A 12,786-nucleotide genomic window follows, 5' to 3' on the forward strand; every position below is an offset into this window, starting at 1 on the left:
ATAATTTCTCCTATTGCATATTTAAAATACTTTCCATTATTGCTGTCAGAAAGTAAATTTTGTCTAATTTTCCTAAAAAATTTTATCATTGGTTAGCGTTTTCTGATAATGAAGCACAACGTGATTGTGTATGGTTAGTTGCGTGGTTAAACAACTAATTTAGTAAACTTTTACGAACCCGTGAATATTCCGCAGGAATATTCGCAAGTAGGGAAGAACCTAGCAATTAATTATACACGGTGTTGCCATTTCGTTGTTTTTTTTCAAAATATCGTTTTGGTCAGTTAATTTACTCTTTCCATCTTTAACGACATAGTTTGGTCAAATAATAAAAAATAAATTTCTTTCTCTTTAGTTTCAATTACAATTTTTAAAATCGAAGATGGATTTTTATAATCTATAATTATCTGATTTTCCTTGTTTAATTTCCAATAACTATCAATTATAATTTGTGACACATTTTCAGCATTAGTTTTTTTGAGTGTGAATTTTTCATTGTTATCAAAACAAAATTCAGAATCCTTGAATAGTGTTAGATATTTCTCAATCCGAGAGTCTGATGATTCCGCATTGAATTCCGCTTTAGTGCATATCCAATTTCCAACAATATCTTGCAGTTCTTTTTTTTGACTAAAAGATGTGATTGATGATAATAGAAAGATTATTATAATTGCTTGTTTCATAATTGTTCAATATGGCTTTTACCTTTTCGTTGTTTTCAATTCAGATTCTGATTCCGCAAACGAGCTAAAAAGTCAGACGTGATTTTTGGTCAGCATTCGAGTTAAATTCCAGCGTATTTTTAAAAATTCCGCAATATGATTTTTCGGTTTTTACTTTCTTAAAACTCAAAAAAAAATCCGAAAATAAAACTGCTTTTTTTCCATTCAGAGTGCGCTGCGCAATGAATGGCAACGGTCTTGTGTATGAATAGTTGCGGTTTTGTATGCGAGGAATTTCCGAAGGAAATTCAGACGTAACAAAAATGCAACTACCTTTGTTTAAGCACTAATTTAAGCAATTTTTTATACACGTTGTTAGCTTTTAGTTGTGACACATTTGAGTGAGCACGTTTTATAGTTATTCCGCTTTTCAATTCCGCAAACTTGCTCAAATTCCGCTTGAGTAATAATTCCGTTTTATTCAGTCAATTTATTATAATATGGCATTATTAATTCCTCTAATTTTTTCCGTTGTGATTTTGTCAAAGAATGTCCTTTCGGTGGATACGTTTTGGTTGGTCTAATAGCCAATTCAATTAGTAATTCTTTTATTATTTCGTTTCGGTCAATTCCGCGTGATAATATTTTGAATGTTGTATTGTTCTGAATAACTGGTCTGTCCCAATTCGAATTCTCAAAGAGTTGAGAAGAAATTGAAAAAACGTGAGCAATTCCAATCCAGTCATCAGGAACAATTCCGATAATCGCTTTCACATCCTTTTTCGTGATTGAATGATTTGGTTCGCTATTTATTTTGTCGGTTACGATTTTCATTTTGCGGAACAATTAAAGCTAACGTTAAGGCTATAGTTTCGTTACGGAATGACACGCAGTGTTATTCCGCCGTTGACCGAAAGATAGCAAAAATGCAGGGAATTTCCGATAGGAAATTCCGCCGTAATGAATTATAGGTATTGTTAGCGACAGTGTTTTATTTTTTATGGCTCCAGATTGGTCGTTCTGCTTGTCAGTCCGCCGTAATAGAGTAGATGAGCGACGCAGATCACAACGGAACCGAATTTGGCGGATGAGAAACAAGTCCGACGTCAATCATGTTTTTCAAGAGTTGAGTTTTTTGTTTTATCTGGCTTAAAAGTCTAAAAAAAATCGAAAAAAGTAAGGTTGGCAAAAGTTAGCGATGCGCAATTGTCGCTAACGTTGTTGTGTATGGTTAGTTGCGTGGTTAAGTAACTAAGTTAGTAAACTTTCACGAACCCGTGAATATTCCGCAGGAATATTCGCAAGTAGAGAAGAACAAAGCAATTAATTATACACGGTGTTAGCACACGTTTTTATTCCGATTTTTTATATTCGTATTGCTTGTCAAACAATCCGCCTTTATTTTTATAAATCAGTTTCTTTTTGTCGACTTCAATCAGAATATAATTCCGATTTCCAATAGTCAGAATTGAGTCAGTCAGTTTATAAGTCGCATCATATTCATTTCCCATTTGGTTAATAAATATTGTTTTGTCCTTATTAAAAGTCAGAGTGGTTTCCAATTCCGTTTTTGAGTCAGATTCCGATTCAGAGTTATTTTCCGTAAGTGGCTCAATATCGTCATCAAAAGAGTCAGTTTCCGCAACCAAAATCCATTTTCCGATTAGTTTTTTTTCAGATTCAGATTGCGCTGTGCAAGAGTTAATTCCGAAAATTAAAGTAAGGATTATTAATATTCTCATAGTTTTCTCAAATGTGTGCTAACGTTGTTGTGTATGGTTAGTTGCGTGTTTAAGCACCTAATTTAGCAAATAAATCACAGATAGAATATTCCGCAGGAATGTTCGTAAGTCGGCAGTGACCAAGCAATTAATTATACACGGTGTTAGCAATAGTATTTAATCTTTTATTATTATCACTCCATCTTTGCCTTGTAAAAAGTCGTAAAGAGGTTTTTTATTCAGAATATTGTTCCTTAAAATAGTGTCAATTCCTCTTGGGAAAAAGTCAACCACGTTGTTCAAATTCGGATTATTTGAAATGTCAAGATAATTGATGTTATTTCCAAAAAATTTTACGTAAACAAGATTGTTATTATTCAGAATAATTTTATTCGAACCTTTATATACATAAAATGTATCAAGTTCATTATTTGATAAATCTATTTTCTCTAAAGCATCTATGGAATTAGATAATTTAAAGTTTGTTATTCCATTATTATTGGCAATCAATGTTCTTAATTTTTTTGGTAATTTGGTTTGCGGAATTGATTTTATTTTATTGTTCGAAACATTTAGAGAATGTATTTCGTAACTACTCAAGTCAGGAAATTCAGTTAAGTTTTTGGAACTGATATTTAGTTCAAATGGATTATCTGCTAATAACTCGGTTAAATTCAAACTATCAGATTCCGCTATATTCAATTCAGGTGCTTTTTTGTGATTCTCATCTGTTTTTACTTCGTCTTGAACTTTATTATTGCAAGATAAAAATGAAATTAGTAGAAAGTATGTAAGTAGTTTTGTCATAATATTGCTAACGTTGTTGTGTATGGTTAGTTGCGTGGTTAAGCAACTAAGTTAGCAAACTTTTACGAACCCGTGAATATTCCGCAGGAATATTCGCAAGTAGAGAAGAACAAAGCAATTAATTATACACGGTGTTGTACACAGTATTTTATTCTGTTTTATATTTTTCTAATTGTTCCTTTATATTTTTCAATTTCACGTTTTTCTTTTTCATATCTAATTCGGTTAAATCAAAATCCATAAAAGCATTTTCAGGTTTTTTTGATTCGTAAAACACAATATATTCTAATCCGATGCATTTTTTTGTTTGGTGACAATCCCTAAATTTATCAGCATAAAATTCAGATTTCACATATTTTATTCCATTTACGAAATACTTATATTCAACATAATAATTTTCCGCTATTCCAGATATTCTATGGTCAATAATTTCTCCTATAACATAATTGTTTTCAGATTCTAATTGATTCTCATTTTTATCCGTTCTAATTTGCTTAAAAATCGAATAAATTATGACAATGGCTAATATTGGAATTAGAAATCGGTTTACTTTTTTGTCAGTCAGCATTTTAATTCAATTCGTGAGATTTGTCCATATTGTGTACAACGTGATTGTGTATGGTTAGTTGCGTGATTTAGACAACTAAGTTAGCAAATAAATCACAGATAGAATATTCCGCAGGAATGTTCGTAAGTAGGCTTAAAACAAGCAATTAATTATACACGGTGTTGTAAATAGTACTTTTCCGCTATTTTCTTAACCAACCTAAAATTCGGTTATTGTCAATTTTCCATTTCCCATCGTTATTCAGTAATTTATATTTTTCTCTTGAACTTCCAAATGGCCCAGGATTTTGTTGAATAATCTCAATTTCGTTTTCGGTTACATTAGAAACTAGAGCAACGTGTCCATACTTATTCAGCGTTGTTGCCGAGTAAATTACTAAATCATTTATTTTCGGTTTGGATTTGCTTGGATTTTTAAACTGCTTTAAATTCCTTTGTTTGTTTATTTTTCCGTCTTTGATTTGCGAGTTGAAAAAATCTTTTGCGTGTCCATAAGTATCAGGCATTTTATGATTTAATTCTTCGTAGTAATATCGCTTTACGAATTCCACACATTGATATTTCAATCCAAGATTATAACCATCTTCCGCTAACGCTCGTCCGTCTACATTTCCAACTCCGCCATTATAATATACAGCAACTCCATTCAGACTATCAATTTTTTGTCCAACTTCATAATTCGGATTCAGATTGATTTTTTTAGATACGAAAAACCCAACAATAAGTAAAATCAGAATTCCGAGTATTAGTAAAAGTCGTTTTTTCAATTCGTTCGTAGTGTGTTTTGGGTATTATTTACAACGTGTTTGTGTATGGTTAGTTGCGTGGTTAAGCAACTAAATTAGCAAACTTTTACGAACCCGTGAATATTCCGCAGGAATATTCGCAAGTAAGCTCAATAAAGCAATTAATTATACACGGTGTTGGCGATAGTATTTTTATTTTTTTAAGGTTTGTTTCAATTCGAAATAATTTTCAGCGTTCTGTTCAGTTTTTTAATTTGCTAGAGATACCAAACGATTAATAATTCCGAAATACTTTTTTCAACATTCAGTTCGGTTTTTCTCAATCTATCGGATTGATTTATTATAATTCTTTATTGATATAAAAACACATAAAAATTTTCGGCATTATGTTTTTTTTTTCAGCATCTATTTTAGATACTTCCAGTTAAACTTCTAACAACACTAACCCAATTCTCTTAAAATGAGCTTGTACACTTTCTACTTTTTCAGTTTTGATATCGAAATAATAATGTTCGTATTCATATCTTATGTTTTCCGCACCAAAATTTACTATCATTTTACGATGTATCGTTTTTAATTTTTTGGATGTTTTAAATTTGTGCCTTTTCATTCTATCGTTTATTCTTTCAGTATATTTTTTTTCAGCATTCTGCTTGGATATTATTGCCAACGGTCTTGTGTATGGTTAGTTGCGTGGTTAAGCTACTAATTTAGCAAATAAATCACAGATAGAACGTTCCGCAGGAATGTTCGTAAGTCGGCAGTGACCAAGCAATTAATTATACACGGTGTTGTGCAACGTAATTTTATTCCAAATAATCTTCTATTTTTTTAATTTCTATTACAATTTGATGATTTTCAGGTAAGCAATCAATTAATTCAGATGGTCTTGCTAGTCCATTTTCAGGTGTTTTTTTATACCATTTTAATACTTTCTCAAAGAAAACAATTCCAGCCGTTTTGTTTCCCAGTTTATAAGTGCAAAATCCAATTTGTTCAATCAGTTTTACGTATCGCCATAGTTGGAATTTTTTCAATGCTCTAGTGTCAACTTTTAAATAATTTTCAAGTCCAAGTTCTAATTTTCCAATATCGTGATAAATATGTGCTAAATATAATTGAGCCATAAAATTCGATTTGTCAGTTTTGACAGCTTTTTTAAAATTCTCAATTATTTTTTCCGAATTATCTTTCCAATTCTCTCTATTATAATCAATCAATCCAAGCAATTGATAATCTAAAGAATTCAGTTCGGTTTGTGCGGTTATTTTTTCACGAATACTTTTTCTCAATGATTCTTTTTCAGTTAGATTTTCCGAAAGAGAAAACTTGTCATATTCTTCCAAAATTTCTTTTTCAAATTCAGATTTCATTCAGTTTCCGTGATTTTGAGTTATGTTGCACAATGTGTTCGTGTATGGTTAGTTGCGTTGGCTAGAACTAAGTTAGCAAAAGAAAACGAACCAGTAGGGAAATCCGCAGGATTTTCCGAGTACACACATACTAAGTAATTATTTATACACGGTGTTGGCTAACGTTTTTTATATTTTTTTAACTTAAAATTAATTAAAATTCACTTGTGATATTATAAAAAAAAGAAATGAAACATAGCACTAACTAATGCACGACTTTCATTGAATAATGTGGTTATTTGATAACTGAGAAGAAAAAAACAAGTGTAAAATATACCAGGATATTTGATGGATAGTGTTATTGTATTCTTTGTAAGCCTTCTAAATATTTTTAAGACAGAAATCGCCCATATAATAAAAATTCCGATTCCAGCTCCAGCTAATATATCTGTGGGATAATGAAAACCTAAATGAATTCTGGGAAAACATATAATTAATAAAACATATACATATGAAAACACACCCCATTTTTTTGAAATAAGAAAGATTCCAGTCGCTATCGAGAAAAAGAGAATGGCATGATCACTTGGAAAAGAACTCAACACATTTAACCAAGAAAATTCATCTATTTGATGCGTAAAATTGAACTCTGGATTAAGAATAGGTCTAGCTCTATAGGGGAGTAGATTAGCTAAACTCCGACCTACAATTACTGCAATAAGACTACCATATAAAGTAATTATGATTTTTTCATGGCTATGCGAATTTTTACTTTTTTCATTGAACCACAGATACCAAAGGACTGCCAAAATTACTCCTCCCTTTACGAGTGAATTATCTACTATTAAAAACATGATTTTTGTAAATAAACTTTCACTATGGTCTAGATTATTTAGTATATTAATAATGAAATCATCCATATTTCGTCTGTTTTTTTCGAAATGTCAATTTAGCTAGATTTAATCTAATAATCATAGTCGTTCTTCATATGTTTGCCAACGTGTTGTGTATGGTTAGTTGCGTGATTTAGCAACTAATTTAGTAAATAAAACACAGATAGAATATTCCGCAGGAATATTCGTAAGTAGGCTAGGACTAGCAATTAATTATACACGTTGTTGTGGTTAGTTATTTTTATCCGAGACATAAACTACTTTCTCGAAATATTTTATGTGATTCCTTATAGTTCCGCTTGCAGAATCATTTCCGATCTTTTGAATTTCGTATAATTCCTCTACAATTTGACCTTTAATATTTTGTTTACCTTTTTTATGACCAAAAACTCCAAATCTTAAATCATTATCTTTAATTCCAAAAGTATCCAATTTTATTTCATTTTCCGAGTACTTGTTTTCAATCACTACATACATTAGCTTTTTGTAAACTTCAATATTTGAATTATAATTAAAACTCGCTATATTTTTTCCTATTTGAATGGTATCTGGAATTTTTAAGTTGAAATAAGAACTGTTTTTATATTCAATTTCTCCATTTTCGTCGAAATAAATTGATTGATTTTTGTACAAACTATCTCGCAAAGTTAGCCATTCAAATTTTTCTTTAATAGATCCATCTTTTCTGTAGTAAATCCACCAACCTGTTTGAAAACCGTTTTCCACTAATCCTTTTTCTTTTACTTTTCCGTTTTCATAATAGTAAAATAACGAGTCAGTTGGCTCTCCATTTTTTATATAACTCAAAGATTTTAAATTTCCGTTTGGATAATATTCTCCACCATAGCCGGTTAAAGTTGAATCAGTTTTAGAATCATCGAATTCCACTTTTATCATTTCTCCATTGTATTCTTGGAAAATTTCTTTTTTTTCCGTTTTACAACTCAGAAATACGAATGTTAATAATATGTAAGTCAGTTTCTTCATAATTAACCACAACGTTAAATATATAGCTTGTAGGGGAGAGGATTAGCAGTTAGTTTTTAGAAGTCTCTTAGCCAAATGTAAACATTTTGTATTGAAATTTTATTTTTTTAATAGCCAAATTTTACATTTGGCGGTCTTTAGTTAATCTCTACACTTTCTAAAACAAGAAAACCTCCCTATGAGCTATATATAGTGTTGTGGTTTGTTTTTTATTTAAAGTGCTTATTTATTAATTAGATATTTTAACTTATTAAATATTAATAAAAATGAAAGCATTGTTGCTCCAAAAGCAATGATTACCCCAAAGAAAAGATTTTCAGTATTCATGTAATATCCTTTTTTTCCATCTTCTAAAATAATGTAGTTAGGATTTATATCTGTAAGGAAATCTACAGATATAATACATATGACGTAAAACAAAGACAAAAATATAAATAGGATTATAGTAATTTTTATAAGCTTGAATACCATTGATAGTTTGTTTTATTTTTTAGTAAATTCCTTTAACTTTTTCCACTCGTCACTTGAAGTTTCATTTTTCCAAAAAGCAGTATTTCCATTTGTTATTTGAGCATTAACTATCGGAGCGGTTATTATGATATTATCTAGTATAAAAACTAAGCGACTTCCAATGTTGTTTAAAGTCGTTTCTGACCAAGATTCTGCTCCAATTTTATCCAAAATAATAGCTAAGCCTTTTATACCTTGATTGTTTTCAAATTCTCTAGATTGACTAAAGTTATCTGTTAAGACTTTAGGTCTAGGAGTTATAAAAAATGAGATAGAATCTTTTACATAAAATCGTTTGAATTCATTTTCAGTTTGGGATGTCTGATACCAACCATTGCATAACTTTCCACTTACAATATTTTCATTTTGAATTGAATCAGTTTTGTTTTGAAACTCTAACTCTGTCATACCAACCACATTTTTTTTGGTAGATTGACAAGATAATAAAGCAAGACTCAATAATGTAATTAGTAATTTTTTCATTTTTAAGTTAATAAACTACAACGGTTTTGTGTATGGTTAGTTGCGTGTTTCAGCAACTAATTTAGTAAACAAATACGAACGCGAGAAAATTCCGAAGGAATTTTCCAAATAAGCACTTGCCAAAGCAATTAATTATACACGGTGTTGTGAGCAGTTATTTTACTTATTTTTCATTTCTGTTAATATTTCTTTTTCCGTTTCAGATATATAATCTCCGTCTACAACTATAATTCGAGCGTCATATTGGTGATATAGTTTTGTTATTCCTAAAAAAGAGTCCTTGTCTTTTTTGTAAGGTTCAATTATTTGTTCTTCAATTATTAATTCAATTTCTTGAGTTCCAGTTTTAAATCCATTTATTCCAAAAAATGGGTTTAAAGTTCCATTGCTGAAAGTGTCCATTTTTATTTTTGAGTCCTCGTACTGATTACTAACAATTACCGATAATAAATAGTCGAAATTCGGTTTTTTATTCCGCTTATATTTAGTTATTCGCCCAATATGTTTTCCAAGAGAAATTGTGTCAGGTATCTTAAATTCGAATAATTCAGTTTGATTTGTAAGAGCGGAATTTTTGAGTTTACTATCCGTCGTTTTATTTTCTTTTTGACCACAAGAAGCTAATAAAATTAGTAATAAAATCAAGTTTAAAATGTTTCTCACAGACGTTTTTTTTAATTGCTCACAACGTTGTTGTGTATGGTTAGTTGCGTGGTTAAGCAACTAAGTTAATAAACATTTACGAACCCGTGAATATTCCGCAGGAATATTCGCAAGTAAGCTCAATAAAGCAATTAAATATACACGGTGTTGTTCGTTGGCTTTTATTTCCATTTATTTTCAAACTCTTCTTTTTCTATCGAAAACTCCACAAATTCAGATAAATCAAGATTTTGGTCGGCAAGTCCACCAAACTCGTCATCAATATTTTGGTTATCATATTTTAGGACTTTTCCATTGTCGTAAGCCTCAATTTGCCTTAAGACTTCTCCATTATTGTCTGTCTCAAAGTACCAAGCGGATTTTCCCCAACTATCATATTGGTCTCCGCGAGTTTCATTCCATTTTCGTTTAAAGTAATTCATTCAGTTCTTTCCAACACTTTTGCACTTCACGTTCAACTTCTTTTTCCATTTTTGGTAGTTCATTCAAAATCCAGTTTTTACTTTCTTTAGTCACATAGTTCTTGTTTTCCGATATTTTGAATTCCATTGCGCTTTTGATTAAAGGAATTAAATCCTTTGTTTCAGTATCTCCATTCGCGAAATTCGGTCCGATTAAGTATTCTAATATATCTTTCTCGTACTTTGGTTTGTAATATAAAATGTGTGTCACGATTGGGAAATAGAAGTAGAAGAAACTATTTGTGTTTGATTGATACTGAATTTTATTAAATTCTGAAATTAACAGTTCAGATTGAGAGTCCGAAGTATTAAAGTCTAATTCGCAAAGTAATTCATAAGTCTTTTTTGCACTTAGTTCAATTTCTCCCATTATCTTTAAGTCAGAAAATGCTTTTTCAAATTCCGATTTAACTTCTCTGTTCTTTATCCAATCTAAAATTCTCAATTAGTTCTGTTTTTCTGCTTGCGTACAACGTTTATGTATAAGAATAGTGCGGTTTTGTGTGCGAGGATTTTCCGCAGGAAAATCAGACGTAACAAAAGTGCACGGACTCTTGATTAAGCACTAAACTACGCATTATTTTTATACGGTGTTACCAGTAGTTTTTTATAAGTGTTGCAAATTCAGTTCAATTTTATTTTTCAATGTGTCAATGGTAAAGTAAAAGGGTTCTGGTCTATTTTTGTGATTGTCACAATGCAAGAATTCAAATCCGTTATTATAGTAAGTCCATATTCCTTTGTCAGTTTTAGAGTCAATGATTTTCCAAACTGATTTTGGATTATATCTCGTGTTAATTGTGTCAAAAAGCACAGAGTTTTTTATCTGTTCTTTTATTTGAATTTCTTCTAGTTCTTGATATTCAATTATCAATTCATAAGAGTAATCAGAGTCAAAAGCCCCTTCTGTATGCTGAACACTATCAGTTATAATTTTAAAATTTTCGGATAACTTTAAATCTGTTTTTTCTTGAATCAGTCCAATCATATTATTTTTAGTCCATTCACGAGGTTCTGACTTTTCGTTTAAAATCTGACCTAAAATCAGTAGTCCTGCAAAAGCAACTGTGGGAACTATTAAAACTGAAAATTGTAGGATACTCAAATACCATTTACCATCTGTGAATTGCCATATTGTGGATATGAATAAAATGACCGCAGTTAACCAGAAAAAGTATTCAGAGATTATTCTATTAGTCCAACCAATTGTCAAATAGAGTGTCAGACACGAAATAAGAAAAAACAACAATGGAAACCACCATTTGATAAGTAAATATTTTTTTAAAAGGTCTGTCATTTTAAATTACTGGTAACGTGTTTGTGTATGATTTCGTTGCGTGTTTAAGCACTAAAGTTAGCAAATAAATCACAGATAGAAAGTCCGCGAGGACTTTCGTAAATAAGCTATAACTAGCAATGAATTATACACGTTGTTAGCTGTAGTTATTTATATTTTCAACTATCAATTTGAATTCATTTTCAATATTCCCATAATCAGTTTCTGTCCACTTTAATTTTCCGAATTTTTTTGAGTAAGTCTCCTTACTTGAGTTCAAATCATCAAATTCTTGAGAATACTTTCCTTTGTCATATTCGCCAACTACATAATAAAAATTATAGTGATAGGCGTGTGTGCCATAATCAAATTCTACTAATTTAATTTGGTAAGGTGCTGGATATAAAATCGCAGAATCCATTGTATCGCCAATTATTCTGCGGCTTTTATTGTTGTTCTCTTTGTTATAGTAAAACGTAAAGTTTTCTTCGGTTAGCAAAACAGAATTAATACTTTTCGGTTTTAACGTTAGGAATTCATCGAGTAATTCAAAGAAGTTGTCAAAAGCCTGTTTTTCATCAGAATTATTAACCTCCAAAATTGCATTTCTCCAACTATAGCCACCTCCTAACTTATTAAGTTTCTTTTTAGTCCAATAATTAAAGTAGTGGAATGGTGGAATACTTTCCGTGGAATTCACATCAAATCCCAAAAGCATATTCCACAAATTTGTAAGAGTGATTTGGTCCCCAAGAAACATACCAGGTCTTTTTTCTATGAATTTTGCAAATTCAATTGTTGAAAAATCTTTTAGTTTTTTACTTATCATTAATTCTTGGTTCTGGTAATTACAGCTAACGTTGTTGTGTATGGTTAGTTGCGTGGTTAAGCAACGAATTTAGTAAACAAATACTTGCCAGAGAAAATTCCGAAGGAATTTTCCAGATGAGCACTTGCCAAAGCAATTAATTATACACGGTGTTGTGCAACGTTATTTTTTATTCAGTTTTTTTAAATTCAATCGTTGTGTCAAATTCGAATGTTTCGTTTTTAGCGACCATTTCGTGTTCGAAATCAACCATTATTTTTCCAGTTGCTCTATAATTTATTTCGTCAATTTTATTCAAAGTCAGATTGAATATATCAAAAGGGTTATGAGCATTTCCAACATATATAGAAGCTTCCGTTTCAGAATCTTTATCAGTCTGAATTGATATTCCATCCAAATCATCTGGATTCGATAAATTCAAATTCATCCACTCAATAATCATTATGGTTTCAACTGGTTGTGATTCATATTCAATTCCAGAGTCAAATGGTTTTAGCGGAATTGAAATCCTATGAAACAAAGTTTTCTTTAATCCAATATTTTCATTTTCAAACCAATACTTTTCAACAGTTCCTTTTTCAGCTTGCGTTTTATTCTGTAAGTCAACCGCTATTTTCTTGTGAAAAGGAATTTCCTCTGTGTTTGACTCAGAGTTTTGTTTTTTCTTCCAAAAATCAAATATTCCCATAGTTCTTGTTAATGTTGCACAATGGTTAGTGGTATGAATAGTGGCCTTCTCCATAAACTTGCTTTTTAGGCCATTATTTATACCACGTGTTGTCTGCCGTATATTTTTTAGTTTAAATTTCCTGAAATTAAAAAATATAGA

The 12,786-nt window shown here is 30.6% G+C and carries 18 protein-coding genes; all 18 read right to left on the bottom strand.

What is annotated here, in order from left to right:
* Positions 1 to 284: 284 nt before the first annotated feature.
* Positions 285 to 683 carry a hypothetical protein gene (locus IM744_RS20145; RefSeq protein ID WP_194509976.1) on the bottom strand — a complete coding sequence of 133 codons (399 nt, stop codon included), beginning with the start codon at positions 681 to 683 and terminating at the stop codon, positions 285 to 287.
* A 456-nt stretch (positions 684 to 1,139) separates the two neighbouring features.
* The gene (locus IM744_RS20150; protein WP_194509977.1) at positions 1,140 to 1,496 is read right to left on the bottom strand and encodes a hypothetical protein; all 357 of its coding nucleotides are present in this window, start codon (positions 1,494 to 1,496) and stop codon (positions 1,140 to 1,142) included.
* A gap of 518 nt (positions 1,497 to 2,014) precedes the next feature.
* Positions 2,015 to 2,404, bottom strand: a complete 390-nt coding sequence (locus tag IM744_RS20155; protein ID WP_194509978.1) for a hypothetical protein — start codon at positions 2,402 to 2,404, stop codon at positions 2,015 to 2,017.
* Positions 2,405 to 2,560: 156 nt separating this feature from the next.
* Entirely contained in the window at positions 2,561 to 3,190 is a 630-nt protein-coding gene (locus tag IM744_RS20160; RefSeq protein ID WP_194509979.1) for a leucine-rich repeat domain-containing protein, read from the bottom strand.
* A gap of 148 nt (positions 3,191 to 3,338) precedes the next feature.
* Positions 3,339 to 3,758 carry a hypothetical protein gene (locus IM744_RS20165; protein ID WP_194509980.1) on the bottom strand — a complete coding sequence of 140 codons (420 nt, stop codon included), beginning with the start codon at positions 3,756 to 3,758 and terminating at the stop codon, positions 3,339 to 3,341.
* A 181-nt stretch (positions 3,759 to 3,939) separates the two neighbouring features.
* A complete protein-coding gene (locus IM744_RS20170; protein WP_194509981.1) occupies positions 3,940 to 4,524 on the bottom strand; it encodes a CHAP domain-containing protein in 585 nt (194 codons plus the stop codon).
* Positions 4,525 to 4,927: 403 nt separating this feature from the next.
* Positions 4,928 to 5,113 (bottom strand): hypothetical protein, encoded by a 186-nt coding sequence (locus IM744_RS20175; protein ID WP_194509982.1) that lies wholly within the window; start codon positions 5,111 to 5,113, stop codon positions 4,928 to 4,930.
* A 196-nt stretch (positions 5,114 to 5,309) separates the two neighbouring features.
* Positions 5,310 to 5,876 (bottom strand): tetratricopeptide repeat protein, encoded by a 567-nt coding sequence (locus tag IM744_RS20180; RefSeq protein WP_194509983.1) that lies wholly within the window; start codon positions 5,874 to 5,876, stop codon positions 5,310 to 5,312.
* A gap of 212 nt (positions 5,877 to 6,088) precedes the next feature.
* Positions 6,089 to 6,775: a phosphatase PAP2 family protein gene (locus tag IM744_RS20185; RefSeq protein ID WP_194509984.1), complete on the bottom strand. Its 687-nt coding sequence runs from the start codon at positions 6,773 to 6,775 to the stop codon at positions 6,089 to 6,091.
* A 204-nt stretch (positions 6,776 to 6,979) separates the two neighbouring features.
* Complete coding sequence (locus IM744_RS20190) at positions 6,980 to 7,735, bottom strand: toxin-antitoxin system YwqK family antitoxin (RefSeq protein WP_194509985.1); 756 nt, start codon at positions 7,733 to 7,735, stop codon at positions 6,980 to 6,982.
* 222 nt (positions 7,736 to 7,957) lie between these two features.
* Positions 7,958 to 8,206, bottom strand: a complete 249-nt coding sequence (locus tag IM744_RS20195; protein ID WP_194509986.1) for a hypothetical protein — start codon at positions 8,204 to 8,206, stop codon at positions 7,958 to 7,960.
* Positions 8,207 to 8,218: 12 nt separating this feature from the next.
* Entirely contained in the window at positions 8,219 to 8,728 is a 510-nt protein-coding gene (locus IM744_RS20200) for a SecDF P1 head subdomain-containing protein (RefSeq protein WP_194509987.1), read from the bottom strand.
* Positions 8,729 to 8,887: 159 nt separating this feature from the next.
* Positions 8,888 to 9,391, bottom strand: coding sequence for a hypothetical protein (locus IM744_RS20205; RefSeq protein WP_194509988.1), 504 nt, complete (start codon positions 9,389 to 9,391; stop codon positions 8,888 to 8,890).
* 161 nt (positions 9,392 to 9,552) lie between these two features.
* Positions 9,553 to 9,813 carry a hypothetical protein gene (locus tag IM744_RS20210; RefSeq protein WP_179314881.1) on the bottom strand — a complete coding sequence of 87 codons (261 nt, stop codon included), beginning with the start codon at positions 9,811 to 9,813 and terminating at the stop codon, positions 9,553 to 9,555.
* The gene (locus IM744_RS20215; RefSeq protein ID WP_194509989.1) at positions 9,800 to 10,297 is read right to left on the bottom strand and encodes a hypothetical protein; all 498 of its coding nucleotides are present in this window, start codon (positions 10,295 to 10,297) and stop codon (positions 9,800 to 9,802) included. Before IM744_RS20215 ends, IM744_RS20210 begins: the two co-directional genes overlap by 14 nt.
* A 162-nt stretch (positions 10,298 to 10,459) precedes the next feature.
* Entirely contained in the window at positions 10,460 to 11,149 is a 690-nt protein-coding gene (locus IM744_RS20220; protein ID WP_194509990.1) for a hypothetical protein, read from the bottom strand.
* A 136-nt stretch (positions 11,150 to 11,285) separates the two neighbouring features.
* Positions 11,286 to 11,957 (bottom strand): hypothetical protein, encoded by a 672-nt coding sequence (locus tag IM744_RS20225; protein WP_194509991.1) that lies wholly within the window; start codon positions 11,955 to 11,957, stop codon positions 11,286 to 11,288.
* Positions 11,958 to 12,126: 169 nt separating this feature from the next.
* The coding region (locus tag IM744_RS20230) for a hypothetical protein (protein ID WP_206694526.1) at positions 12,127 to 12,786 on the bottom strand (660 nt) is incomplete at its 5' end.

It is taken from the genome of Psychroserpens luteus (assembly GCF_015319355.1).
Taxonomy (GTDB): domain Bacteria; phylum Bacteroidota; class Bacteroidia; order Flavobacteriales; family Flavobacteriaceae; genus Psychroserpens; species Psychroserpens luteus.